Annotated in this window: 27 protein-coding genes; 12 read left to right on the forward strand and 15 right to left on the reverse strand. The window is 61.3% G+C overall.

The features are described 5' to 3' along the window. The first annotated feature begins 21 nt into the window (after positions 1-21). Entirely contained in the window at positions 22-210 is a 189-nt protein-coding gene (locus HCR76_RS17125) for a hypothetical protein (RefSeq protein WP_166986376.1), read from the forward strand. 5 nt (positions 211-215) lie between these two features. Continuing rightward, positions 216-1,337, forward strand: a complete 1,122-nt coding sequence (locus tag HCR76_RS17130) for an AI-2E family transporter (RefSeq protein WP_166986373.1) — start codon at positions 216-218, stop codon at positions 1,335-1,337. 22 nt (positions 1,338-1,359) lie between these two features. Here the strand turns inward: HCR76_RS17130 and HCR76_RS17135 are convergent, their stop codons facing one another. Beyond that, a complete protein-coding gene (locus HCR76_RS17135) occupies positions 1,360-2,730 on the reverse strand; it encodes an enoyl-CoA hydratase/isomerase family protein (RefSeq protein WP_166986370.1) in 1,371 nt (456 codons plus the stop codon). A gap of 25 nt (positions 2,731-2,755) precedes the next feature. Further along, positions 2,756-3,964, reverse strand: coding sequence for an acetyl-CoA C-acetyltransferase (locus tag HCR76_RS17140; protein WP_166986367.1), 1,209 nt, complete (start codon positions 3,962-3,964; stop codon positions 2,756-2,758). 199 nt (positions 3,965-4,163) lie between these two features. On the opposite strand from HCR76_RS17140, the gene HCR76_RS17145 reads away from it, so the two are divergent. Both HCR76_RS17145 and HCR76_RS17150 read left to right on the forward strand, forming a co-directional pair. Next, positions 4,164-5,426 carry a threonine/serine exporter family protein gene (locus HCR76_RS17145; protein ID WP_166986364.1) on the forward strand — a complete coding sequence of 421 codons (1,263 nt, stop codon included), beginning with the start codon at positions 4,164-4,166 and terminating at the stop codon, positions 5,424-5,426. A gap of 42 nt (positions 5,427-5,468) precedes the next feature. Next, positions 5,469-6,788 carry a metal-dependent hydrolase family protein gene (locus HCR76_RS17150; RefSeq protein ID WP_166986361.1) on the forward strand — a complete coding sequence of 440 codons (1,320 nt, stop codon included), beginning with the start codon at positions 5,469-5,471 and terminating at the stop codon, positions 6,786-6,788. A gap of 129 nt (positions 6,789-6,917) precedes the next feature. Here the strand turns inward: HCR76_RS17150 and HCR76_RS17155 are convergent, their stop codons facing one another. Then, positions 6,918-7,826, reverse strand: coding sequence for a 3-methyladenine DNA glycosylase (locus tag HCR76_RS17155; RefSeq protein ID WP_244971435.1), 909 nt, complete (start codon positions 7,824-7,826; stop codon positions 6,918-6,920). Positions 7,827-7,910: 84 nt separating this feature from the next. Here HCR76_RS17155 and HCR76_RS17160 point away from each other — a divergent pair, with 84 nt between their 5' ends. From HCR76_RS17160 to HCR76_RS17175, 4 genes are all read left to right on the forward strand, one after another. Beyond that, complete coding sequence (locus HCR76_RS17160) at positions 7,911-8,402, forward strand: YbjQ family protein (RefSeq protein WP_166986359.1); 492 nt, start codon at positions 7,911-7,913, stop codon at positions 8,400-8,402. A gap of 75 nt (positions 8,403-8,477) precedes the next feature. After that, positions 8,478-10,007: an FMN-binding glutamate synthase family protein gene (locus tag HCR76_RS17165; RefSeq protein WP_166986357.1), complete on the forward strand. Its 1,530-nt coding sequence runs from the start codon at positions 8,478-8,480 to the stop codon at positions 10,005-10,007. 57 nt (positions 10,008-10,064) lie between these two features. Further along, complete coding sequence (locus HCR76_RS17170) at positions 10,065-10,337, forward strand: acylphosphatase (RefSeq protein WP_166986354.1); 273 nt, start codon at positions 10,065-10,067, stop codon at positions 10,335-10,337. An 84-nt stretch (positions 10,338-10,421) separates the two neighbouring features. Next, complete coding sequence (locus HCR76_RS17175) at positions 10,422-11,186, forward strand: GntR family transcriptional regulator (protein ID WP_280529490.1); 765 nt, start codon at positions 10,422-10,424, stop codon at positions 11,184-11,186. Positions 11,187-11,336: 150 nt separating this feature from the next. Here HCR76_RS17175 and HCR76_RS17180 read toward each other — a convergent pair whose 3' ends face one another. Genes HCR76_RS17180 through HCR76_RS17190 form a run of 3 tightly spaced genes read right to left on the reverse strand, consistent with a single transcriptional unit; the run spans position 11,337 to position 13,124 of the window. After that, positions 11,337-11,894 carry a PadR family transcriptional regulator gene (locus tag HCR76_RS17180; protein ID WP_166986351.1) on the reverse strand — a complete coding sequence of 186 codons (558 nt, stop codon included), beginning with the start codon at positions 11,892-11,894 and terminating at the stop codon, positions 11,337-11,339. Continuing rightward, positions 11,891-12,619 (reverse strand): hypothetical protein, encoded by a 729-nt coding sequence (locus tag HCR76_RS17185; RefSeq protein WP_166986349.1) that lies wholly within the window; start codon positions 12,617-12,619, stop codon positions 11,891-11,893. The genes HCR76_RS17180 and HCR76_RS17185 overlap by 4 nt, the downstream gene beginning before the upstream one ends. Positions 12,620-12,623: 4 nt before the next feature. Continuing rightward, entirely contained in the window at positions 12,624-13,124 is a 501-nt protein-coding gene (locus HCR76_RS17190) for a hypothetical protein (RefSeq protein ID WP_166986346.1), read from the reverse strand. A gap of 240 nt (positions 13,125-13,364) precedes the next feature. Here HCR76_RS17190 and ocd point away from each other — a divergent pair, with 240 nt between their 5' ends. Continuing rightward, complete coding sequence (ocd, locus tag HCR76_RS17195; RefSeq protein ID WP_166986343.1) at positions 13,365-14,402, forward strand: ornithine cyclodeaminase; 1,038 nt, start codon at positions 13,365-13,367, stop codon at positions 14,400-14,402. Positions 14,403-14,411: 9 nt separating this feature from the next. Continuing rightward, positions 14,412-15,332 carry a citrulline utilization hydrolase CtlX gene (ctlX, locus tag HCR76_RS17200; protein WP_166986341.1) on the forward strand — a complete coding sequence of 307 codons (921 nt, stop codon included), beginning with the start codon at positions 14,412-14,414 and terminating at the stop codon, positions 15,330-15,332. Positions 15,333-15,338: 6 nt separating this feature from the next. Here the strand turns inward: ctlX and HCR76_RS17205 are convergent, their stop codons facing one another. The 5 genes from HCR76_RS17205 to HCR76_RS17225 form a co-directional block, all read right to left on the reverse strand. After that, positions 15,339-15,770: an Lrp/AsnC family transcriptional regulator gene (locus tag HCR76_RS17205; protein WP_166986338.1), complete on the reverse strand. Its 432-nt coding sequence runs from the start codon at positions 15,768-15,770 to the stop codon at positions 15,339-15,341. Between the two features lie 9 nt (positions 15,771-15,779). Further along, on the reverse strand, positions 15,780-16,649 hold the full coding sequence (locus HCR76_RS17725; protein WP_350339444.1) for a glycerophosphodiester phosphodiesterase: 870 nt from the start codon (positions 16,647-16,649) through the stop codon (positions 15,780-15,782). Then, complete coding sequence (locus tag HCR76_RS17215) at positions 16,613-17,809, reverse strand: ABC transporter substrate-binding protein (protein ID WP_166986332.1); 1,197 nt, start codon at positions 17,807-17,809, stop codon at positions 16,613-16,615. Before HCR76_RS17215 ends, HCR76_RS17725 begins: the two co-directional genes overlap by 37 nt. Positions 17,810-17,951: 142 nt before the next feature. Then, the gene (locus tag HCR76_RS17220; RefSeq protein WP_166986330.1) at positions 17,952-18,395 is read right to left on the reverse strand and encodes a tautomerase family protein; all 444 of its coding nucleotides are present in this window, start codon (positions 18,393-18,395) and stop codon (positions 17,952-17,954) included. Between the two features lie 26 nt (positions 18,396-18,421). After that, positions 18,422-19,330 carry a metallophosphoesterase family protein gene (locus HCR76_RS17225; RefSeq protein ID WP_342357107.1) on the reverse strand — a complete coding sequence of 303 codons (909 nt, stop codon included), beginning with the start codon at positions 19,328-19,330 and terminating at the stop codon, positions 18,422-18,424. A gap of 122 nt (positions 19,331-19,452) precedes the next feature. On the opposite strand from HCR76_RS17225, the gene HCR76_RS17230 reads away from it, so the two are divergent. Beyond that, positions 19,453-20,175: an MgtC/SapB family protein gene (locus HCR76_RS17230; RefSeq protein WP_235934546.1), complete on the forward strand. Its 723-nt coding sequence runs from the start codon at positions 19,453-19,455 to the stop codon at positions 20,173-20,175. A gap of 71 nt (positions 20,176-20,246) precedes the next feature. After that, positions 20,247-21,434 (forward strand): ABC transporter substrate-binding protein, encoded by a 1,188-nt coding sequence (locus HCR76_RS17235; RefSeq protein WP_166986321.1) that lies wholly within the window; start codon positions 20,247-20,249, stop codon positions 21,432-21,434. Between the two features lie 367 nt (positions 21,435-21,801). On the opposite strand, the gene HCR76_RS17240 is transcribed toward HCR76_RS17235, so the two are convergent. The 4 genes from HCR76_RS17240 to HCR76_RS17255 form a co-directional block, all read right to left on the reverse strand. Further along, on the reverse strand, positions 21,802-22,668 hold the full coding sequence (locus tag HCR76_RS17240; protein WP_166986318.1) for an inositol monophosphatase family protein: 867 nt from the start codon (positions 22,666-22,668) through the stop codon (positions 21,802-21,804). Next, complete coding sequence (locus HCR76_RS17245) at positions 22,665-23,456, reverse strand: HAD family hydrolase (RefSeq protein ID WP_166986315.1); 792 nt, start codon at positions 23,454-23,456, stop codon at positions 22,665-22,667. Before HCR76_RS17245 ends, HCR76_RS17240 begins: the two co-directional genes overlap by 4 nt. A gap of 96 nt (positions 23,457-23,552) precedes the next feature. Further along, on the reverse strand, positions 23,553-24,401 hold the full coding sequence (locus HCR76_RS17250) for an inositol monophosphatase family protein (RefSeq protein WP_166986312.1): 849 nt from the start codon (positions 24,399-24,401) through the stop codon (positions 23,553-23,555). A gap of 64 nt (positions 24,402-24,465) precedes the next feature. Beyond that, positions 24,466-25,665: an ABC transporter substrate-binding protein gene (locus HCR76_RS17255; protein ID WP_166986309.1), complete on the reverse strand. Its 1,200-nt coding sequence runs from the start codon at positions 25,663-25,665 to the stop codon at positions 24,466-24,468. Between the last annotated feature and the right edge of the window lie 8 nt (positions 25,666-25,673).

Raw genomic sequence — 25,673 nt, forward strand, 5'->3', positions numbered from 1 at the left:
ATGGTCATCGGGGAGGGCATTATGAAGTTCAGAACACTGGTATTTGCCGTGATTGTCGGAGGAATCTGCTTCAGCCTCGGGGTGAAAAGCGAGCGCGGCGAGTTCGACGACGCCAAGAAGCGCGTCAAAGCGTGGTCGACTCCGGCACTCAAAGAGGCTCGCAAGCGCGCCAGGCGTGTCGACAAGCAGCTCTCGAAGAAGCTGAAGTAAGCCGAATGGGCCTCTTTTCGCGTGTGCCGACGCCCGCCCCGGCACGCCCCATTCGCACTCTCTGGACCGACGGTTTCGGGCGGCTTGCCACCCGGTGCATCCAGATGATCGCTGTGCTCGCCATCGTGGCCGTTGCGATCTACGGCCTGATGCAGCTGAGTCTTGTGCTCATTCCCGTTCTGCTCGCGCTCATCTTCGCGTCGGCATTCAACCCGCTGATGTCGTTCATGCGGCGCAAGGGCATGCCGAGCGTACTCGCAACGATCATTGCGCTTCTCGGCTCGCTGCTGATCGTCACCGGCATCGTCTGGCTCGTCGTGTGGGCTGTTCGCACGCAGTGGGACGAGCTGATCGACTCCGCAAACGACGGCATCAACCAGCTGCAAAGCTACGTTGCTCACCTGCCGTTCTCCATTGACCAATCGCAGATCGACAACCTGCGAGATACAGCCGTCGACTTCGTCACCAGCGCCCAGTTCGGCTCGGGTGCACTCGCTGGCGTTTCGGCGACCGCGAGCTTTCTGACAGGACTCGTGCTCATGATGGTCGTGCTGTTCTTCTTCTTGAAGGACGGTCCCGCTATCTGGGAGTTCGTGCTTCGCCCATTTGAAGGCGAGAGCTACGAGCGTGCTCGCCGCATTGGCGACAAGACGGTGCAGACACTCGGTGGTTATGCGCGCGGAACGTCGATCGTTGCCGCCGCGGACGCGATCGGCATCGGCATCGGCCTCGCCATTCTGCAAGTGCCACTCGCGGTTCCGCTTGCCGTGATCGTGTTCTTGACAGCGTTCATTCCCATCGTCGGCGCGACGGCCGCCGGCATCCTGGCTGCCCTTGTCGCGCTGGTCACAAACGGCCCGCTCGCCGCTGTGATCGTGATCGGCATTGTCGTGCTCGTGAACCAGCTCGAGGGCAACTTCCTGCAACCGGTCGTGATGGGCCGTTCGCTCAAGTTGCACGCTCTCGTGATCTTGCTGGCGTTGACCGCCGGCACGATTCTCGGCAACATCATCGGAGCGGTTCTCGCGGTGCCGATCACGGCAGTCGCCTGGGGCATCGTTACGGTGTGGAACGGTGAGAATGAACCGGCGGCCCCGATGAAAAAGAAGCGCCCCGAGATCGCATAAGCGCTCGTTGAATCAGCTCGGCTCAGGTTGCACTGGGCATCGGAGCAAAACGCGGGCCGTATGTCGCAGCGAGCACGACGGCCCGCGTGGCAAAGCCCTCCGCGCCGCCGGAGTACTCCTGGCAGAAGCGCGCCGCCCCGCCCGTCGCCGCGGGAAAGCCCGCATCGATCGATGCGACATTCACTTCCGCGTCGCCCAGAGCCTCAGCCGCTTGAACACGTGATGCGGCGAGCGCCGGCGCAAACAGCATCCGGTCGACCAAGTCGGCGAAGGGCGCGTCGACCCAATCGCTCTCGCTCGGCTCGAGGGCACGCGTGTCCACGCGCTTCAGAACGCCGTCGCGCCAGCCCGCGCAACGCGCTGCCCTGTCGACGACATCGGGGTCTGCGCCGGCACGCACCGCAGCGATCGCCTCCGCCAACACCGCCTCGTCAACGACGGCGCTCACGTCGGCGCGAGCATCCTCCGACTCATCTGACACTCGCTGCCTGTCAAAGAACGCATCGATGAGGTTGCGCGCCTCCTCTGTGTGCGACAGGTGAACGAAATACCGCGACTCGATCTGCGACGCCGTGTCGGCATCGACGAGCGAGCCCTCGACGACAGCAGCCATCGCGGCTCGCGGCGCGGGCAGGTTTCCCGCCTGCGCGTGAGCGGTGGCGATCCAGCCAGGCAAGGTGTCCGCGATGCGCGGGTCGCTTCCATTTCCGCCCGGAATGCGAAAACCTCGCTTGTCCCACGGTTTCACGACGTTCGGATGGGAACTGATCCAGTCTCGAGCGGATGCCGTGGCGGCATCGACATCTGTGACAATCTGGTCGATGATCTCGAGCGTGAGTGCGGCAGCGGCATCCATAGTCTCTGCCGGAAGAATCACGCGAAGTGCCGCCTCAATGCCGATCATGCGCGTCAATCGCACCGTGCCTCCCGCACCGGGCAGCAGACCGAGCCCCACTTCGGGAAGGCCGACGCGCAACCGTGGATCATCGACGGCAATGCGCCGGTGGCACGCAAGCGCGAGTTCGAGGCCGCCGCCGAGCGCGGAACCGTTCAGCACAGCGACGACCGGCAGGCCCAGCGTCTCGAAACGTCTCAGGTCATGCTTGATCGCGTCGAGCCGTGCTGTCTCTTCGTCGGCACGCGTCGCATCGGCCTGCCGCAGCAGGGCGAGGTCGCCGCCCGCGCAGAACGATCGTTTTGCCGACGTGATGATCACACCGCGCAGCGTGTCTCGATCGCGCTCGATCCCGTCTATGACGGCGTGCATGCTCTCGATGTACGCGTCGTTCATCACGTTGACGGGCGCCTTCGGATCGTCGAGAGTCAGCGTCGCAATGCCATCGGCATCCGCCCGTGTGACGACGGCAGATGTAGAGCCGGTTGTCGCGGTCATGATGATCTCCGTTCAGACTCGCTGGTCAGACTCGCTCGATGATGGTGGCGATGCCCATGCCCGAGCCGACGCACAGTGTCACGAGGCCCCGACGCAGCTCGCGGCGTTCGAGCTCGTCAAGCAGGGTGGCGACGAGCATCGCCCCGGTTGCGCCGAGTGGGTGACCGAGTGCAATCGCTCCGCCGTTCACGTTCACCTTTTCATGCGGCACGTTCATCTCCCGCATCCACCGCAACACCACGGAGGCGAACGCTTCGTTCACTTCGAACAGGTCGATATCGGATGCGGTCAGGCCGGCGCGCTCGAGCGCCTTGCGTGTGGCCGGGCCCGGGCCGGTGAGCATGATTGTGGGGTCGCTTCCGACAACGGCAGTCTGCACAATGCGCGCCCGAGGCTTCACCCCGAGGCGGTCGCCGGCCTCGCGGCTTCCGATCACTGAGAGCGCCGCACCGTCGACGATTCCCGAGGAGTTTCCCGCCGTGTGAACGTGATTGATGCGAGGCACTTCCGGGTATCGCGCAAGAGCCACGTCGTCGAACCCGAATTCGCCAATACGGGCGAAGACAGGCGGGAGGTTCGCTAGGGCATCTACTGTCGTTCCAGATCTGCGGTGCTCGTCTGTGTCGAGAAGCATCCTGCCCGTGATGTCGGTGACCGGTACGACGGAGTTCTCGTAGCGCCCGTCTGCCCACGCCTGCTCTGCTCGGCGCTGCGACTCGGCGGCGAACTCGTCGACCTGCTGGCGTGAAAATTGCTCGATCGTGGCGATCAAGTCGGCTCCGATGCCCTGCGGAACGAATCCGGTGTCCCACGCTGTCGTCGGGTCGTGGGCGATCGCGCCGCCGTCGCTGCCGAGGGGAACGCGTGACATCGATTCGACGCCGCCGGCGAGCACGAGGTCTTCGAACCCCGAGGCAACCTTCTGGGCGCCGATGTTCACGGCTTCGAGCCCCGAGGCGCAGAAGCGGTTCAGCTGCACGCCGGGCACAGTCTCGGGCAGCCCGGCTGCAAGCGCAGCAGAGCGGGCGATGTCGCTTCCCTGCTCTCCAACGGGCGAGACGACGCCGAGCACCATGTCGTCGACAAGCTCAGGGTCGAGCGATGGATGCCGCTCACACAGCGCTTCCACAAGCCCTGTAACCAGGTCAAGCGGTTTCACACTGTGCAGCGCTCCGCCGCGGTTCTTGCCGCGCGGCGTGCGCACGACGTCGTAGATGAAAGCTTCGCCCGGCATTCTCACCTCACTGTGATGGGTGAGCCCAGCCTACGCATCCGCGCACGGTTGCTCCACCCTGTTCACGCATTCGGACGTTTCTCGCTGCCCACGGCGTGTTGACACGCCACCGCGGCGTGTCAACACGCATTTCCGAATGCATGACCACATCGGGATCGCGCATACGATGGCACGGTGAACAGACGGGGAGGATCAGGCGATGTCAAGCCCTCATGAGCGTCTCGCCGTCGGTCAGCTTGGCGCACTGCTTCTCGATGCCGGAGTGTCGGTCACCGATACCCGCACGATGCTCGTCGACAGCATCCCGCCCGCCCTGCGCAACGAGATCAGCATCGCCGTACTTCCAGCCAACGTCTTCATCGGCGAAACAGCGACGGCGAACGCGTCGATCGTGGAGTCACCGCGAGAAGAACTCTCGTTGCTGCAGGCCGCACGAACCCATCGCCTGCTGCAGCGCCTCGCGGCCGGCACCCACACGGTGCAGGAGGCAGCGGCGCAGATCGCCTCGATCCGCTCGGACCGCCCGCGGCATCCCGATTTTCGCTGGATCCTCGGCAACGCGCTCATCTCGGTGGGTCTCGCCACGCTGTTTCGCTGCCCATGGTGGGCGATCGTTCTCGCACTCGTCGTCGGTGTTCTCGTCGGCGGCGTCATGACATGGGTGCGCCGCCTGCCCGGCTCCGTTGCGATTCTGCCGTTTCTCGCGGCGTTCGTCTCCACGCTTCTCGTGGGGAGCTTCGCTCAGGCTCTCACTCTCGGCGAGGTTCCGCTGTTCGCGATCTGCGCGCCCGTCGCGCTGCTCGTTCCCGGTGCGCTCATCACCAACTCACTTCTGGAGCTCACCTCTGTTGACACCGTGACCGGCACGTCTCGACTCATCTACGGCACCATCATGCTCGGCTTCATGGCGGCAGGGATCGCGGCAGGCGTCGCGCTCACGGGGGTAGACATCAATGCAGCGTCCGCCTCGCGGATCGGCGAAACGATCGCGCTCTCGACGCACGCAACAGGGTGGCAGGGCTTTCCACCAAACTGGTTCGCGTGGCTCGGCGTCGTCGTTCTCGCGATCGGCGTCGGCATCGCGTTCGGAGCCGATCACACTCTCATCGCCGTCACGATCGTGATGATGACCATCACATACGGGATGCTGATTGGCTTCGGAGTGCTCGTTGGCGATGTCGCTGCGGCCGGGGTCACGGCATGCATCCTCTTTATTGCGGCGCGACTTCTTGAGCGCACAACGCGCATCGCGCCCGCCGTCGCGTTCTTTCAACCGGCGTTTCTGCTGCTCGTACCTGGCACAGTCGGTCTCGTCGCGTTGACGTCGCTCGAAGGCGACGCACTCTTTGCGGCACTAGGCACGTTTGTCAGCCTCTGCATTGGAACAAAAATGGGCGCGATCGTATTCGACATCAGCCGCGACCGGCGCCGACGCGACACGTTGTCGCCGACGGCAACCTGAAATGTGGCCATCGACGTACGCGTCTGCGCGGAGGAGACTGACATGATGACAGCTTTCGCACTCACACACGTCACCGTTGTCACGGGCGACAGCGACGGCACGGTGATGCCAGACCACACAGTGCTCGTCGCAGGTGATGGGACGATCGAGCGAGTCGGGCCGACTGACGGCGTGGACGTACCCCCGGGCTACCGCGTGATCGGCGGAGCGGGCAAGTTCGTCATGCCCGGGTTGATCAACGCGCACGCGCACCTGTTCTCAGACGGCAAGCCTCTTCCGCCGATTCTGCTCAACGACGCAGCCGAGAAGGCGGTGTCGGTCTTCATGCGCAGTCCCGTTGGCGGCCGCTGGCTGAAGCGGCGCGCGAAGAAGGCGGTACTCACTCAGATGCAGACGGGTGTGACGACCATTCGCAGCCTTGGCGACCCCGGCTATGAAGTTGTGAAAGTCGCGTTAGAAATCGACCGCGGAGCGTACACGGGGCCGCGCGTGATTGCGAGCGGGCCTCTTCTTGCCGTGAGCGGGGGCCACGGCGCACCCCAGATTGCACTGATCAGCGACAACCCATGGGATGCCCGGCGCAATGTGCGCGTCAACCTGCGGCACGGCGTCACGGCGATCAAGATCGCTGCGACGGGCGGCGTCACCGATGCCAAAGTGATCGGCGAGGCCGGGCGCCCCCAGATGACCGAGGAGGAGATGACGGCGATCTGCGAGGAAGCCCACAATGCGGGAATCCTCGTCGCCGCGCACGCGCAGAGTCCGCAGGGCATTGTGGCCGCGTTGCGCGCCGGCGTCGACACGATCGAGCACGGCGCGAGCATGACAGACGAGATCATCGACCTGTTCACGAGCAATCCGCGGGCACTGCACGGGTCGTCGGCCCTCGTGCCGACGTTCATGGCGGCGTTGCCCATCGTGACGCTGCCGCTTAAAGCGACGGGGGTCACGGAGATCAACCGGGCAAACGCCGTAATGGTCCTCGACGAGATGCGGCGAGGAGTCGCTGACGCACTCGACAATGACATCGCCCTGGGAATGGGCACTGATTCGTCGCTCACCTTTGTAACCCACTACAACACCTGGCGCGAGATCGACTTCGTCATGCGACACGGCAACGTGCCTGCTGCCCGTGCGTTGCATGCCGCGACCCAGTCGAACGCAAAGATCCTCGGCGTCGACGGGGTCACAGGTACTGTCGAGGCGGGCAAGAGCGCAGACCTCATCGTCACCGATGCGAACCCGCTCGACGACATCAGCACACTTGCGCAGCCGCACGCTGTCGCCGTGGGCGGCAGCCTGCTCGAGTCGCCGTCCGTCGAGCGCTTTCCTGAGATCGACGAACTTCTCGACACGATCTGACACGTGCGCGCATTTCGGAGATCCGCTCTCGCCAGCGCATGATTTCCGCGTGTTCCCGGGGAACAGGCAGCGAGCGTCGTCCAATTTTCCGGAAAAGGGTACCTCCTCGCCACCCATCAGCGGGTGTGCTTATGCGGATGCCGCCTCGGCAGTGTGCTCCGCAGCATCCAATGCCTTGATCACCCGTTGGCGAAGCTCGTTCGATCGCTCGGCGAACACCCTCTGCTGTCGCACGTACTCCGCCTTGCCTTCAGAGGTCTCGATCGCAATGGGCTCGGCGCCCCAGGCACTCACGTCGTAGGGCGACGCCGCCATGTCGAGCCAGCGAATGTCCCGCGCCAATTCGAACGCATCGAGCAGTACCTCGCCCGGAACAAGCGGCCCGAGTTTGATCGCCCACTTGTACACGTCCATGCCCGCGTGCAGGCACCCGGGCTGCTCGAGCTGCGACTGCGCCTCGCGCGTCGGGCGCAATCGATTGAGAGGAGCCGCTTCGGGCGTGAAGAAGCGGTACGCGTCGAAGTGACTGCACTGAATGCTGTGCGTATCGACGACGACATCCGTGCCCTTCTGCCCCAGGCGCAGCGGCACCTCGTGTCTGTGCTCGCCCTGACGGTACACCATTGCCCATTCGTGCAGCCCGAAGCAACTGAACTGGCCGGGGCGAGCCGCGGTGCGCTCGAGAACGCGGCGGATCGCATCGACACCCGCGCGCTTCGCCCGCAGATATGCGGCGGCATCCACACGCAGCGAACCGTGCGCCTCACCCGACACGTACCACTTCCATGCGGCGCGCGGCATATGCGCGGCATCCGCCAGTTCTCTGCCCGCTCCAGGGTGCCAACGTCTCAGGATGCTCGGCTTGTAGGAGTAGTAGGTGAAGAGAAAATCGTCGATCGGATGCTGCTCGCCGCTCACCTTGCGCGCACGCCACCCGGCTGTGAACGCGTCTGCTCGCTGCTGGTGAGCGAGCTCGCGCGTCACCCACAGGTCGTGCGCGAGCACTCCCTGGTCTGCACGCGCTGTATGAGTGGTCACGATTCGAGGTTAGTCGCCGACCATGAGCGCTAGCATCATGACGAGGCCACCGCCCGATGGGCGGCGTGAGTGCGGAGGACGACAATGATCATCGTGACGAGCAACGACATTCCTGGGTACCGCATCGAGGCGGTATTCGGAGAAGTCATGGGACTGACCGTGCGCGCCCGCGATATCGGTTCGCAATTCACGGCGGGCTTTCGCTCGCTTGGCGGAGGCGAGCTGCCTGAAATGACACGGATGCTGTACGAGAGCCGCTCCGAGGTGATGAACCGCATGGTCACCGAAGCTCAGCAGCGCCAGGCAAACGCGATTGTCGCCATGCGCTTCGATTCGTCAGAGCTCGGCACAACCTGGACGGAGGTCTGCGCCTACGGAACCGCCGTCTACGCTGTTCCACTCGGGCCGGGGGAAGAGGGGGCAACGCCGCAGTCGGAGTGGGTCGTCACCAACGAGAAGACGACGGGCGGCTCACCGTCTCACGGGGAGCGGTCTCCGGCATCGCCGGCACAGAACCCGCAGCAAGACCACGAGCAGATGCCTGCTCCGCAACAGCCGCACTATCCCCAGTCCTAGCGCATCTGCCGAGACTGCGTCATAGCTTCGCGGGCGTAGCATGGCGTCACCAAGACACCGATCTGTGGAGGTGACATGACGAAGACGTCGCGGGCACTGGGTACCATTGCTGCCCTGGGCGCGGGTGCTGTTGCAGCGCTCGCCTCATACGACCTGAGCCAGCGCAAGCACTCTGTTCTGCGCAACTACCCGGTCATCGGGCACATGCGCTACCTGCTTGAAGGCATCAGGCCCGAGTTGCAGCAGTACTTCATCGAACGCAACTGGGACGGACGGCCGTACGACCGTGACATTCGATCGATCATCTATGAGCGCGCCAAGGGAACCCACGGCGAGCAGGCCTTCGGCACCGAGCGCGACGTCAATGCGGACGGGCATGAATGGCTCGTTCACTCCAGCGCCCCGGCGAACCAGCCCGACGACACTCCGCGTGTGACCATCGGCGGGCCCGACTGCACGAAGCCGTACTCAATGGCGCTCCTCAATGTCTCGGCGATGAGCTTTGGCGCATTGTCGGCGAACGCCGTGCGCGCGATGAATCGTGGCGCACACGACGGCGGTTTCGCTCAAGATACCGGCGAGGGTGGCCTGTCGAGTTACCACCTCGAGAACGGCGGCGATCTCATTTGGGAGATTGGCACCGGCTACTTCGGAACCCGCACGAAGGATGGTCGCTTCGACCCGAAGCAGTTCGCTGAAAAGGCGTCAGACGAGCGTGTGCGGTGCGTCTCCCTCAAGCTCAGCCAGGGGGCGAAGCCCGGTATTGGCGGTGTGCTCCCCGCCCCGAAGGTCTCACCAGAGATCGCAAGCGTTCGCGGTGTTCCCGTGCATGAGAAGTGCGTGAGTCCTGCGCGGCACCAAGAATTCGACACGCCGGCCGGACTGATGAGGTTTATCGCGCAGATGCGCGAACTCTGCGGCGGCAAACCCGTGGGCATCAAGCTCTGCGTCGGTTCCCGCATCGAGGTGCTCGCACTGTGCAAGGCGATGATCGAGGTGGGAACGGCACCCGACTTCATCATCGTCGACGGTTCAGAGGGCGGAACCGGTGCCGCACCGCTCGAGTACGAAGACCATGTGGGAATGCCCCTTACGCAGGGCCTGATGATCGTGCACAACGCTCTCGTCGGCACCGGTTTGCGCAGCACTATCCGTCTCGGTGCAAGCGGCAAGATCGCTGCAGGCAATGACATCGTCAAGCGGCTCATTCAGGGCGCCGACTTCACGAACGCTGCCAGAGCGATGATGATGGCGGTTGGATGCATTCAGGCACAGCGCTGCCACACCGACAAGTGTCCGGTCGGCGTCACCACTCAGAACCCCCGCCGGGCTCGTGCACTCGACGTCGACAGCAAGAGCACGCGGGTCACCAACTACCAGGCGGCTACCGTCGCGGAGGCCGTTCGCCTGATGGCATCCATGGGAGTAAGCGACCCATCGCAACTGACTCCACGGATGCTGCGTCGCAACATCGACGTGCACGAGAGCCAGTCGTATGCCGAGCTGTACGACTGGCTGCGCCCCGATGAGCTTCTCGACAGCGCGCCGGAATCCTGGGCGGCCGACTGGAACAGGGCGAGCGCAGACGTCTTCCCGACGCCGTGATGGAAACACACAGCCGACATCCGGCGTAACTGCATGCCCAGCATCCAGAATGGAGGCATGGAGCGCAAGTTTGTTGTCGTGACTGGAATCGTGCAGGGCGTCGGGTTTCGGTTCTTTGCGCAGCGCGAAGCAGCCCAGCTCGGTGTCACGGGCCGGGTGCGTAATCGTGACGATGGTTCCGTCGAGATTGCCGTGCAGGGAACCGAGGAGCGAGTGACCGACATGCTGCGGTGGTTGCGCACCGGGCCCGAGTCCGCCAACGTCCGCAGCTTCGAGGTGACCGACGTCGTGCCGATCGATGGCGAAACGCAGTTCTCGATCACGGACTGACATGCGGGGCTATGACATGCGCTCTCCCATGCCTACGGTATATATTGTCTATACAAACTGACGGCTCACAATGGAGGTGCCCGCGTGGCGCAGCTGGAAGAGAAGACGCTGCCACTGAGCGTCTTCGTCGATCTTGACCGCAACGGCCCCGTTCCCCTCTACTATCAGATCTCTCAACGTCTCGAGAAGGCGATCCGCGAAGACGTGCTCCCCGCGGGCTCGCGGCTCGAAAACGAGGTGGCGCTGGCTCAGCGCCTCGGTCTGTCGCGCCCCACCATCCGCCGAGCGATCCAGGAGCTCGTCGACAAGGGCCTGCTCGTACGCCGCCGAGGCATTGGCACTCAGGTCGTTCATGGCCGCGTGACGCGCAACGTCGAGCTGACGAGCCTCTTCGACGACCTTGAGCGCTCGGGGCAGACTCCGAAAACCGTTGTGCTCTCCAGCGAGCGGGGCACAGCGGATGCGGAGACCGCAGAGCTCCTTGGCGTTGAGGCTGGCAGCCCCGTGCTGCACATTACACGTCTGCGCTCAGCCGACGACGTCCCCCTCGCGATTCTCGACAACGTCCTGCCTGAGGAGTTCATCGACCTGAGCATCGATGACCTCGCAAAGTATGGTCTTTATCAGATGCTGCGCACCCGCGGCGTGACCATGCGTGTCGCCAAGCAGACGATCGGAGCCCGGGCCGCGTCGCAGCGCGAGTCTGAGCTTCTCGATGTTGATAAGGGCGGCCCCGTCCTGACGATGTCGCGCACAGCATTCGATAATTCGGGCAAGGCCATCGAGCACGGCCGCCACTGCTATCGCCCCGACCTCTATTCGTTCGAGATCACGCTCGTCGACCGCTGATTCTGGGCCGTTCTCCACAGCATCCGTGAACTCGCCGTTCTGCTGTTCCTGCCGGTGAGAGACGGACGCGCTCTTTAACGAGCCGCAGACGGAAACGACCTCAGCAACCTCGGCAGCCGAGCTCTTCGCGCTTGGCAATGGCGGCTAGAACTACCCCACGTCGGGCCGGGTCTGTTGCTCGAAGAAACCGGGCAACTCGTCGAGCCAGCCGAGCGTGCTGCGTTCATAAGCGATGCCGAGAGCGAGTGTGGCGAGCCGCGGCCCGCCACGAACTGTGTCGTCACCGTGCAACTCACGCCAGTTCTGCTCATAGCGGGTGAGCCGCTCAGCGTGTCGGCGGCGCTGGGCTGCGAGGAGTTCGTCAAATCGCTCCCGCGGCATGTCGTCCATGAAAGCGACCTTCAGCAAGAACGGAACCCGCACGCTCTCGTCGGCAGGCATCTCTTGCAGCCATTCCAGATAAGCTGCCCGGCCAGCGTCGGTGATCCGATAGGGCCGACGGTGCCGTGCTTCTTCTGGCAGCGCCTCCACGTGTCCGTTCGCGGCGAGCTGGGCAAGCTCGCGGTAGGCCTGACTACGTTGGATCGTCCAGAAGTTACCCACCCTGACACCAGTCTCATCGACGAGCTCCCACCCGGTCATCGGGCGCTCAGCGAGCAGGCCGAGCAAGGTTCCAGCGGTGGGGTTCAGCCCTGTCTGCCTCGTCATACCCCTCCTCGTGGGAAATTCGCCGCCTTCCTCAGGGTATCGCCATGCCAATGCACATCCGGCACGCGCTGCCGATCCAGCAGCCATGCCACCGATGCGATGCCCGCATAGGCACCCACGTTGCTGACGGCAAGGAGAGTGACGGTCGTCGGCGAGGGAGCCACGGCCACGTAGCCATTGAAGGCGACCAGCGCCACTGCCAGAGCGGGTATCCCAAGGCGTCCGATGAGGTCAACGGGAACTGTCGCTCGTGCGTAAAGCGCGGCGCCAGCGAGAACGAACAGGCTCTCCACCACAAGAATCGGGAGTACAGGCAGTCCGATTCCGACACGCGGGGTGGCGTCGAAAAGCGGAAGTGTGCCGTCTTCGACGAGCGCGTCGAGCAGGTAATGGGACAGCACGACCACGGCGACAACGGCGGCGCTCTTGCAGAGACCGGACCGGCCGAGTTCGCGTCGATTCCGGTGCAGGAACATGACGCCGAGCGCCGCCGCGAGGGCTATGAGCACAGCGGCGACGAGACTGTGGCTGTAGGGGACATGCACCAGCTCGACACCGGCTGGCCCCGCACCGTCCGGCACGATGCTGGCACGCTCAACCCCAATGAGCAGCAGGCCGCTGAAGACGATGTCCATGGCCTGGGTTGCCACGAACAGACCGCCCAGCGGCAGGTCCGGGCGGATGGCCTTGGCAGCGAACGCGACTCCGTAGTGACCGACGAACACGTCGTCACCTCCGCGTGATCGGGTCGCCGGCTGCGGGCGCCGTCGCAGCCCGCTTGGTACGCGGCACCACGCGATTGCGCAGCCACCGCACGCAGAAGTGACCGACCACGGGGACTCCGACAGCGACGAGAATGACGACGGCCGGCCCGGCACCCATGCGCAGGACGGCGACGGCCAGGAACCCCGTAGTGAGGCCGATGACGTTAAAGCCGAGGCAGTTGACGACGATGCGCCAGTGCGCATCGGAGCGCGAAGCTCGATTGGCGCGGAACGCCTGAATCACCATAAAGCACGACAGCACGACGAGCGCAACGAAGATTGGTCGCGTCACGGCGGTAAAACCCGCCCAGCCGGCAACGACGCTGAATGGGAGCGCCAAGCTCATGCCGATTATCGACCACAGATGAACCGGGAGAAGGCGGGGGTGACGCAGGCCAAGCACGCCAGCGACGAGTGCGACGGTAGCGAGCGCTGCGTGAAGACTGACGAACACGAGATGCCACATGATGACCTCCGATCTCGGTTGGTGATCAACGTAGCACCAACCACAGTGACCGGTCAATGTTTCATGTTACGACAACCGGCAGCATGCATGGTCTCTCTTTGCGACAACTGTGCGAATAGTGGAGTGTACATGCGCATTCTGTACAGCATCCTGGCTGAAATGATCAGTCTCTTCTCTTGTTGGTGTGCAGGCTCGGCACCTATCGTGGAGGTCTAGCACGTCAGAGGGAGCAGGCTCGGAATGGTTCGATTTGTTGGTGTTCAGAACGCGGTTCGGTGGATTCAGGCCACAGGACTCGAGACGATTCTCGGAGAGCTGAGCGAGTACGTCGCAGACGACTATCGTCGCTGGGAGTCGTTTGACAAGAGTCCGCGAGTTGCCAACCACTCCCCGATCGGCGTCATCGAGCTCATGCCGACGAGCGACGGCCACCTGTATGGCTTTAAGTACGTCAATGGCCACCCGTCAAACCCGTCACGGGGCCTGCAGACAGTCACCGCGTTCGGCGTTCTCTCGGACGTAGCCAGCGGTTATCCGCTGCTCGTCGCCGAGATGACACTCCTCACGGCGCTGCGGACAGCTGCCACATCGGCGATGGCCGCCAAGCACCTCGCGCGTCCCGACTCGACGACGATGGCAATGATCGGGGCAGGAACTCAGGCTGAGTTTCAGGCGATCGCCGTGCGAGAGACGCTCGGTATTCGCACACTGCGGGTGTTTGACACCGATCCGCTCGCCTCGGCAAAGCTCGTGCGCAACCTCACACCTCTCGGCTTTGACGTATACGTGGCCAGCGACTCGGCGGATGCTGTGGCGGGCGCCGATGTGATCACCACCTGCACCGCCGACAAGGCGAATGCAACGGTGCTTACCGACGACATGGTGCAGCCGGGCGTGCACATTAACGCGATCGGCGGTGACTGCCCGGGAAAGACCGAGCTGGATGCCGCGATTCTGCGTCGCGCAGATGTCTTCGTCGAATTTCCGGAGCAGACGCGCATTGAGGGCGAGATTCAGCAGGTCGAGTCTGACTTCGCTGTCACCGAGCTGTGGCAGGTCGTGTCCGGCACGACAGCTGGCCGCGCATCAGCTGAGCAGATCACTGTCTTCGACTCCGTCGGCTTCGCCATCGAAGACTTCTCGGTGCTGCGCTACCTGCACGACAAGACGAACCACTCGGCATTCTCCATCGACATCGACCTGGTCGCCGACCCCGACGACCCGAAGGATCTCTTCGGATTCGCACAGGGCTCTGACGCGCCAGTACCAGCCCTCTAGGGCGTGCGTATGTCAATTCAAGCGCCATCGGCTGTGGTGCTCGTTCGACCACGCCATTTCACGCCGAATCCGGCGACAGCGACAGACAACACATTCCAGACGTCGGCGTCGGGCGATCGCGAGTCCATCGCCCGCGCCGCGTGGCAGGAAGTAACGGATGCTGCGGCCGTGCTCGAGCGTCACGGCGTGACCGTTCATCTGTTTGACGACGAGCGCGATGACCGCGCCGACGCCGTGTTTCCGAACAACTGGTTCTCCACGCACTCCGGCGGACACATAGCCGTGTACCCGATGCAGTCCCCGAGCCGCCGCGGCGAGCGCCGCGAAGACATCATCGAACTGCTCAAGCGCGAGTACCGCGTGCAGGACGTCATCGATTACTCCGGGCTGGAGTATGACGATGTCTTCCTCGAGGGAACCGGAGCCATGGTGCTCGACCACCTCAGCCGCATTGCATACACGGTGCGCTCCGCGCGAGCGGATCCCATTGCGCTTGAACGCTTTTGCACGAACTTCGGCTATGAACCCATGGTGTTCGATGCCATCGATGAATCGGGTCGCCCGATCTATCACTCAAACGTGCTCATGTGCCTGGCGACGGACTTCGCGTTGATCGGCCTCGACTTCATCGCAGACGACCGCCGCCGTGAGCAGATTCTTGAGCGGCTCAGTTCCCATGACCGCGAGGTGATCGCGTTGAGCCGCGAGCAGATTCGCGAGTTTGCGGGCAACGCCATCGAGCTGCAAGGCACCTATGGCCGCATCCTTGCCCTATCGGTTCGGGCGCTCGAGTCGTTGACGACAGAACAGCGTGACGTGATCGAGAAGAGCTGCACGATTGTGCCGGTCTCGGTGCCGACGGTTGAGCTTGCGGGAGGTTCCGTGCGCTGCATGCTCGCGGGAATCCACCTCGACCGGCGAAGCCGCTGAGCCGGGTCAGCGCAGTGCTGAGCTCAGAAGCAGACTCGTCTCGCTGTTAATCACGCCCTCGACACCGCGAATGCGTGCCAGAAGTCGGTCGAATGACGCCAGGCTGTTGGTGCGCAGGTCGGCGACGAGATCCCAGCCGCCGTTCGTGGTGTGAAGCGCGTGAACTTCGGGAAAGCCGCGGAGCCTGTCGATGACGTCTGATGTGGTTCGGCCCTCCACCTCAATGAGGCTGACCGCGCGCACCACGTCGGTGCTGACGTCTTCGCGCACGCGCACAGTGAAGCCGAGCACGATGCCGTCATCGACGAGCCGGTTGATGCGATTGTTGATCGTCGCGCGTGTCACGCCGAGCCGATGCGCCAGAGTTGCCACGGGCTCGCGTCCGTTGAGGCGCAGTTCGGCGATCAGCCGTTCGTCAAGCTCGTCAACGTCTCTCATACGCCGATTCTACGAGCGATCGTTCGCCTCGGCGCGTGTTGCCTCCGCGATTGCTTCGAACCTATTACTCGTAATCGAGTCAACGCCGATAGAAGCCAAATGTAGAGCGCGAGGCGTTTCATCCACGGTCCAGACTGCCACGTCAACACCCAGTGTGTGAACCTCATCCACAAAGCGTTGACCGACCAACGTATGTTTCACGTTTATTGCTGATGGAGACAGGAACGCTATTTCAGACGCCATCGGAGGAGTGGACGAGTGCCATGGCATCCAGACCACGGCCTCCGGCATCATTTCACGTATTGTTCGCATAGCGTCGATGTCACCGCACCACGCGGTTGCGACGTTTGACGTTGATGCTTGCACGACCCGAACCGATCCGATCGCTGGCTCCGCCGAGTCCATGTCTATGAGCAGTGTCGCTCCACCCCCATCAAGCGCAGTCAGAATGTCGCCGAGGAGTGGGATTCGATGCTCCCCTTCAGAGAGCTCTTGTACCTCAGCAAGTGTCACGTCCGAAACCGCACGGGAGTCACCCCATAACCGATCTAAGGTGGCGTCATGGAGCAACACAGCCGCACCATCCTGAGTGACTCGTACATCGACCTCGACCCACGTGGCGCCAACTTCCAAAGCGTCTCGAACCGCCTCCACGGTGTTTTCCCTTGCGTGACCGCCCTCCTCATCATGTAGCCCACGATGCGCCACTAGCCGTACACCATTGGCCACAGAACTACCTCCTTCCACACGTAGAAACTGCACGACCGAGTTGGTACCAAAAGGACGAAATTTGCCGTCAACATCGGCGCCTACCGGGGAGCAACGAGAGCCTTCCTGAGGCATCAGGACCTGATGCTTGCCCGCCAGAAGTCTTGCCATTCTTGCAAGTTATCGAAATCGTCAGCTGCGGTGGCCGAGTCGAAAACAAGAATCTGGTCCCAGACGGACTCAAGATGACTGGGATCATCGGACGGTAGCTTGATAGTGGAATTCGTCGAGACTTTGCCGTCTTCAGTCTGCGTTCCAATGCCCTCTTCTGTGAACATAAACCGCACGAAGAGCTTGGCCGCATTCGGACTCTCAGTACCGGTGGCAATAAGCGCGGCCTTCGTATAAGCCCGGCCGGCCCACGGGTCGAGGCCATCGCAAACACCAAGCTTGTATCCGCTGTCAACGTTGGCACGGAACTTTGCTGTGCTGAAGAACCCGATGAATGGGTCACTCTGCCCGGGAGCACCGACGGACTCCGCGATGTCATCATCGGAGTTGGTTAAGGCTGGCGAATTCATTGCTAAGCGCTTGACCCACTCAGCAGTAGCGCTGTCTTCTTCCGATTGCAGCTCATCACCGTATTCGTCCGCGTAAGCATCTGCCATCAGATCGTCGCCCTGGCTCTGCATCTGATTGAACCAATGGGCTTGATCAGTCAACAATGGATCCTGAAGGCTCACTCGGCCCGCCCACTGTTCATCCGTTAGTTGCCAAATATTGTCGACAGGGCACACATCACCGTAAACTTCCGTGTTATATGCCCACACGTTCGTTTCTTGCGTAACCACCGCCGGATCCTGGAACTGCTCTTCAACAACATCGGTCATGTCGGGTGGAAACCACGACGCCGCAAAACCGCGAGGAATCAATTCAGATACAGCGGTAGGAACATCAGGGAGCAATATCACGTCATTCTTGACTGTGCCGGCAGTGCCCTCTCGGATCACGACCTCCGCCTGCTCTCCAGATTTCATCTTGACACCCGTAGCCTGAACGCCGTATTTCTCGCTAAATGCGCTGGCGATATCCACGATCTTTCCCGTCGTATCCAAGACGACGATTGGATCCTCGTTCTTCGCAGCCTCAATAAGGGCCTCGAGGCTGTAGTCGCTGTCGGATATCCCGAGCTCGGCTTCTCCTCCGTCAGAGCTGTTCCCTGGTGCCGAGGACGGCGCACAGGCGCTGACCGCTAGCGCGACCGCAGCTGTTGCCGTCAACGCCCCGACGAGACCGGGACTCCGGCGCATCCCTTTTTGCTTATTCTTCAATGTCGCAATCCAGCCTCGGTGACGGCGGTACTTTTCACCATTTAACGCGTATAGCTACCGCCAAAATCAAAATAAATTGTCTTGACAATAACACATCCGTTGAGAACTCGCTTTGAAATACCGTCTTGAGCCGCGGGAAGTATCAGTGTGTCTCACCCGATGGGGCCCCTGCCTGAACCGGTAAAACATCTGGCACGCTGAGTTCTCCGGTGAGGTACTGAGCCCGACCGTAGCCGAAAGACCAGTCTTGGGGACCGTTCTCCATATACCCGAGGAACAGCTCATTGCCTCGAACGCCTACGTCGTCAAGGCGCTGCGCGATTTCGGCGTAGAGCGCCTGCTTGGCAGCATCCGTTCGGCCAGCCTGAGTAAAGATCTGAATCATCACGACGTCGGTGCTGCGCTCGAACCCGAGGCCAGCGTCTTCGGCGATAATCTGCCTCGGGTGGTGCTCAGTGATGATTTGGAAGCGATCACGGCGCGGGATGCCGTACTCGGCAACAATTGCGTCATGGATGGCATCAGCGATGGCACAGATCTGCTCCGGGCTGCGACCGACATTGACATCGATGCGAACAAGAGGCATTCAGACTCCAATCCTCACGCGATTTGTCACCGCGAAGCTTCTGTCTCTGACTCAAGGTGCTGAAGTTGCGTGATCGACCGCGTCTCACGGTCGAACTCAAACAACGCAACCCACTCCGGAATGCCCTGCCCATAACGTCCGCGAACAAAGACCGAGACACCGTCGATGCAGAACTGGTCGGCACGGTGATAGTGGCCATGAAAGCTCGCACTCGGCCTCAGACGCGTCAGCAGCTCACGAACGTTCTCATCCCCAACAAGATCCCGTTTGTGGACAAACCCGCTGCCGCTTGGCCATTCATGTGTCAGCAGGATATCCACCGATTGCAGTTCCCGCACGGCACGAAGTTCCTCGGCGCAGTAGTAGTTATTTTCCTTGATGGAGTTGCAGCTCGTCCGATCAACTGCACTTTCCAGCGCGCGACCGGGCCTTCTGATTCCCGAGAGGAACGCAATGTGAACATCAGCGATAGTGACTGATCCGCTTCGGCCCAGAAAGTACACGTCCGGCGCCAACGGGGCACCACCGCGGCTGACACCTTTGTTGCGGTCGAGTGTCGCCCATGGTTCGTGGTTTCCGCCAATGAAGTACAGGGGAGCGCCGAACTGGATCTGCCCTTCGACCGCAAGATGAAAATCACTCAGACGATGCCTTTCCGGCTTGGCAAACACCTCTTGGAGTTCAGCCACGTCTCTCGTCGCTTCAGCGTCTCCGACTTGAAGAATCGCCTCAACTCGCTGTCCGCTCGGAAGAAATGCTCGCACCAGATCCAGCTCACCGGCGAGCTCTTCCCACCGCCCATGAACATCCCCGACGACAACGAAGAAGACTTTTTGGCTCGATTCCTGAACACCGTCCGTCGGCTGAAGAGATGTTTCCCGACTCATGTCACCCTCTCGTTCCAAGTAAACATCGACGCTCATTCCGCATCGCATGTAAAGACATTGTGCTTAATCGTTGAACTCAGTAGTCAGCATCCGATACTCTTGATTATATGTCCTTACATTTAATCGTACATGAGGCGTTACTTCCGCTAATGCCCCCCACGGAGCTGGAGGTGGGAATTCGCATAGCCTTCAGCCTCGCGATGGGAGCGTGCGTCGGGCTGGAACGTCAGTGGCGTGCGGGGCTTGCCGGGCTTCGCACCAACGCACTCGTTTCTGTTGGCGCCGCACTGTTCGTTGTGATGGGGGCTTACGGGTTCACACCAGATGGCAGCGCAGATCCTACCCGTGTGGCCGCGCAGGTGGTTTCCGGAATCGGGTTCCTCGGCGCCGGTGTAATGATTCGCGAAGGACTCAACATCCGCGGGCTGAATACGGCCGCAACACTCTGGTGTTCCGCAGCTATAGGCTGTCTTGCTGGAACCGGCATGTACGTCATCACCCTGATCGGGACCGCCGTCATTGTCGCGGCCAACACGCTGCTGCGCCCTCTTGGCCGCGCGGTGAACCGCAAGACTGGTCGACTCCCTCTCCCGACTGCGTCGCCGTTGGGAGCAGATTTCGCGTTCGAAGTCATGACAAGCGATAAGGCCGAACCCCGTGTTCGTGCGTTGCTGTTGCAGACTCTCAGCCGGCCAGAGTATCGGCTGAAGTCGGTCACTGCGTCGCACAACAAGCAGGGGAACTCCGTTGCGCTCCTCGCAGAGATCCATTCCACCGATCCTGATGCGTCGCCCCTCGAAAGGGCAGTGAGCAGAATGACGTTGGATCCAAAAGTCAGCTCTGCTCGCTGGTGGCCCGACGAGGAAGAAGGGAACGAAGAGGACGAGTTTTAATGAGGACAATCTTCAATACTGATTTCATGGTCATCCGGCCCGGAGCAGAACTCTAATAAGGGAGCGCAGCAATGCTAAGTGCACATTCACGTACGATTTTGCGACACAGGCGTAAGGCCGCGCTACCGATGCTCGTAGCAGCATCATTCATGCTTGTTGCTTGTTCCCCGTCATCGACTCCCAGTGCGTCCGAATCGGCGGACCTGGGTATCTCCGACGAAGACTATTCGCTGGATTCACTCATTGATGCGGCGAAAGAGGAAGGCCCGATCACTGTCTACGATGTGACGGGAAAGATCGTTGACACCGCCAAAAACTTTTCGGAAAAGTACGGCATCAAAGCGACCGGCGTGAAGGCCAAAGCAAATGAGCAACAGGAAATCCTGATTCGCGAAGCCCAAGGCGGGAATGTCAAGAGCGATGTCTTTTTCATGACGGACGCTCCTACGGTGAGTGCTCAGATACTGCCCGAAGGAATGGCCACGAGCTGGTTTCCGCCCGACCTCGCGGACGTCGTTCCTGAAGAGTTCCAAAATCCCGTCTCGGTCTCAACCGAAGTCGACGCGTGGAGTTATAACACGGAGGAGTACGGGGACACGTGTCCGATTGACAACGTCTGGGCGCTGACCACGGATGACTGGCACGGCAAAGTCGCTCTGTCCGACCCACTGCTACGGTCTGACTTTCTCTACTGGGTCAACCAGATGCAGGCACACGCAGACGACCAACTGGCATCAGCGTATGAGGAGTTCTTTGGCAAAGCGCTGGACACCTCCGACGAAAGCGCCGCCGAGCAGTGGCTTAAGGCTCTCGCCGCGAACCAGCCAATCATCAAGAAGTCAGGTGGCGATGTTGCCGAGACAATTGGCGCATCCGGCCAAAGCGATCCTCCCGTCGGGATGGTGAGCACCGCAGAGTACCGGACTAACGTTGATTCCGGGTTTCACTTGGGTCTTTGTGAAGGCATCTCACCATGGCTTGGACGCTCGTACACGAAAGTCGCCGTCATCGCTAATGGAACCGCAAGCCCGAACGCTGCCAAACTCTTCGTCCACTACCTCCTGACTCAAGAGGGCATCGAGCCGCAACTCGTCGATGGCAAATTCTCGACGAACTCGACAGTAGCTCCCTCCCCTGACGAACCGTCAGGAGTCGCCGATTTTCAAGACGCAGTCTTCGCCCCGGACCCTTCGACAGCCGCAGACGACTTCGATTCGCTTCCGGAGTGGCAGGACCTGTGGACAATCAACTCACACTGACGCACTCTCGTCTCTGACGTCGAGTCTGGCACCCGTCAAGACGGGTGCCAGACTCGTTTCATGTGCGGGCTCCTGTCAGTAACCGCGTCCGCCGCAGCAAATGCTCCCGTGACGTCGAGAGTTCTAGCGCCTTGCACTCGCCGACGCCATACCGGAGATGTAATGATGCTGGCGCATGGAGGACATCAGCGTTCCACAGCAAGCGGTTTGTTCAATGAGCCATGCCCGAGACCACACATCAGGCTTTCTGCGACGAGTGGTCAGCTCCGTCTCTGGCGGCCGCCCGAGGGCAGCTATTGTTCCACATCTCCAGCAACGAGAATTCCCCAGGAGACAAAGCACGTCTCCTGGGGATTCAGCCAGTTCTCTATCCGCGAGCGGCGATGTCACGCGCAATCGCCATCAGCTTCGGGTACCTGCCATCTCCAGCGGTGGCCACATAGCCTTTATGGAGATAGCGGGCGTCGAGCCTCTCGCTCTGCCCGACGGGCAGAGGAACGTAGGTTCCTCCGGCCTGGCGAACGATGAGATCAGCAGCGCATATGTCCCACGGGTTCACGTTGAATCCAGCTGCGGCATCCGCCCAGCCTGCCGCGACGTGCGCGAGCGTGAGTGCAGCACTTCCCGGGCGACGAAGTGCTCTGAAGGCGAGCACGAGCTGTGCGAAGTCGCCAAGCGCAGGCGCGCCATGAGCCTCGAGCTGCCGGGCGTTGGGGTATCCGGTGATGAGAGTGGCCTCGCCTTCAGTCGGCGCTCCGACGGAATGCAGCGTTTCACCATTCAGCCATGCTCCGTCCAGATCAGCGGAAAAAAGGTCGTCAGCCATCGGGTCGAGGATTGCGCCGGCGACAACCTCACCATCAATCGCTGCAGCGACGGAGATACACCAGAATGCAATCCCATCGACGAAATTGCTCGTCCCATCAATCGGATCGACGAACCACGACACTCTCCCCTCCCCCACAGAACCACCTTCTTCTCCGAGGAGGCGCGAGTCAGGTACGTGTTCGAAGATGTAGGTCGAGATGGTCGCTTCCGCGCGCTTGTCGTGTTCGGTCACGACGTCCCGGGCGTCACGCTTGTGCCCAATTGACATCGACGTGCGAAAGGCCGCTCTCAGTTGCTCTTGGACGGCGCGCGCCGCCCCTTCCGCGACGCCTCGAAGTCGTTGCGATTCGCCTCTCTGCTCAGGTGTCGGACGAGTCCTGGGTGCCTGCGTAGCCTCGGTGTTCATGCGACCTCGCGGTTCGTTGCTTTTTCGAGGAGGTCAAGCAACCCCCATGGGTCAGCGACGATTGCATCGGCAGTCACCGGGAGATCGTAGGGAAGATCGTACGTGCTGCGCGCCTCCATCAGAATATTGCCCCCGACGCGAGCGCGAGCGCCACACAGGACGTCACGGTCAAAGTTGTCCCCGACATACCAGCACTGCTCCGCCGTCAAGGCAACCGCTTGGGCACCTCGGTGAATCATCTCTGGGTTGGGCTTCCGAACCCGGACCTCGTCGCTGTAGATCTGCTCTGCGAACCGCTCCGTGAGACCGACCTGGTCAAGATAGTCACGGTGCACAACTCCCATAAGCGTGTTACTCACGATCACGACCGGGATTCCCGAGCCCTCGGCAGCATCAAGCACTTCGATAAACCCTTCACGCGTTTTTCGCTCTTGCTTGATCTCTCCCATCACTCGACACAGCTCACGTGCATTTCTCCCGACAAAGTCACGCGGGGGGGCAGGCCAATCACCGGCGACAAAGTCGACCCAGAACTGTTCGTATCGCAGCTCGGTCGGTGCAAATGGCCGAGACATGGCGTCTTTCCACTTCGAGTCGGCCTTTCCGCCAGCTCGAATGTCGCGCTCGATATCCTCCAGTGTCAGTCCGTTGAGGCTAACGCCTGCACTGGAAAACTCATCTAGAACGTGCTCCGCCATTCGCCGCTGCCAATTGGGTCGATTACGGGTTTCCACAATGACACCGCCGAAATCAACCAGAAGTGCCTGTGGCCTGATTAGCCCGCTCATGTCTTTCTCCTTATTAGTCATTCTTCCGTTCTCTGTCCGAAACAACGGCTCTTTAGAATCCCCGGGCGACGCAGGCTGCGCCATACCACGGGAAGGTCATGCTTGCGTCTTCATGTCCGCAGGTACGTATTGCGCTGACCACTCCTGCATCACGCCGCTGAGTGTCTTGTACGTCACGTCGCCCCCGATGGCGTAATAGTCCGGGGCGCTGAAATACGGTTCTACGGGCAGCCCTCTCTCCAAGGCGTAGAACTTGCCTCCTGCCTGCTGCAGGATGAATCCCCCGGCTGCGATATCCCAGGAGTTCGTGTAGAAGCCCATCGTGGCATCGGCCCAGCCTGCCGCAACGTGCGCGAGGTTCAACGCACCGCTGCCCAAGTTCCTCACTGCCTGGAATGCCTCGATCAGACGCGCCTGAGCGTCAAACGCTGTTGAGCCGAACAGCCACGTGTCCTTTGCATTTGGGAAGCTCGAGACGATCGTTGCTCGCATCTCGTCGCCTGCGGCATGCACATGAATCGGATCGTCGCCGAGCCACGCACCTGTGAGGTCCGCGTGAAAGAGATTGCCCGAAACAGGATCGAAGACAACGCCCGCGATGGTCGTGTTCTCAACGACGGCAGCTATCGAGACGCACCAGAGCGCGATTCCACGCGCAAAATTGGATGTCCCATCAATCGGGTCAATGTGCCATTCCACACGGCCGGCACCTCGAGTCCCGCCTTCCTCACCGACAATCACAGAATCTGGACAGTCGGCGAGCAGAACCTTGACAATTTTTTCCTCTGCCGCCTTGTCGTGGAGAGTCACAATATCGTGCGCATCACGTTTGAAGTCCTTGTCCATGGGGCTTCGGAAAGCGGCGCGCAGTTGGTCACCAACGCTGCGCGCCGCTCGTTCCGCCAGGGACCTCAGGTGGCGCGACTCATCAATCTTTCCATTCATCGAGTTAATGACATGTCCTTTCGAATCGCACCGACGCATCGGAGCCTGAGGCCGTTGGAATGAACTACTTGTGGTTGTTGATTGTCCAGAAGTCGATCCACTCGGGAAGTGCGTTGAAGTCATTGTCCAGAGTGGCCCGATCGGGGAGATAGACCTCGTCCCAAATGTCCGCAATTCCAGACGGCTCTGACGGATCGCTCGGAACGTCAGGGTTCGACGAGAACTTGCCGTCTTCAACCTGCGGCATGATTCCGTCTTCGGTCAACATATAGTGCAGGAAGAGCTTGGCTGCGTTTGGGCTCTTAGTGCCATTAGCGATGAGCCCAACCTTCGTATACCCGATTGCGGAGTAAGGAGCTATGTGCTTGCAGAGGCCCAGTTTGTATCCGCTGTCTTCGTTTTCACGGAACTTGGCCGTACTCATCAACCCCATAAAGGCCTCGGTTTGCCCGGGAGCACCTGCCGACTCAGCAGAGTCGCCACCGCTCTTGACGAGGAGAGGCTTGTTGAGCGCCAATCGCTTCAGCCATTCCGCAGATGCCGAGTCTTCGCCTGTAGAGAGAGCGTCGCCGAAGTAATCTTCGTAAGCTTCAGCCATGGCATCGTCATCGTGCTCCGCCATCTGGTTGACCCAATAGAGAATGGCAGCCTTGATCGTCGGATCTTCCATAACGACGTGGCTCTTCCACTCCTCATCCGTCAATGCCCACAGGTTGTCGATCGGGCACTCATCACCATAGATGTCGGTGTTGTATCCCCACGCGAGAACGTCAGTCGTAATGACCTGAGGGTCTTGGTATTCAGGGGGAATCGTGTCTGCCAGATCTGGAGGCGTCCATGTCGATGTGATCCCACGCTCGATCAGCGCACTTTGAGCTGCCGGAGCATCGCTGAGAATGAATACATCAGTTTTGATGTTGCTTGCTTCAGACTCACGGATGGCGACTTCTTGAGCGTCGCCGGCTTTCATCTTGACGCCGGTCGTCTCGATCCCGTACTCGCTCGTAAAGTTCTTCGCGATATCCTTGATCTTCCCTGTGCTGTCAGAGACGGTCAGCGGCCCCTCCTTCTTCGCCGCTTCGATCAATTTGTCCAGCGAGTAGTCATCGTCTGAAATACCAAGCTGCACAGCTTCCGCTGCATCGTCCTGTCCCTCAGATTGTGCCGATGAGGGCGTACACGCGCTGACGCCCAGTGCGAGGGATGCTGTCATAGCGATCAGGCACACAGATTGCGCCCGGAACGCCTTAGTGGAGAACTTCATTGTTCCTT

Origin of the sequence: Paramicrobacterium chengjingii, assembly GCF_011751765.2 — a bacterium.
GTDB classification, from domain to species: Bacteria; Actinomycetota; Actinomycetes; order Actinomycetales; family Microbacteriaceae; genus Paramicrobacterium; species Paramicrobacterium chengjingii.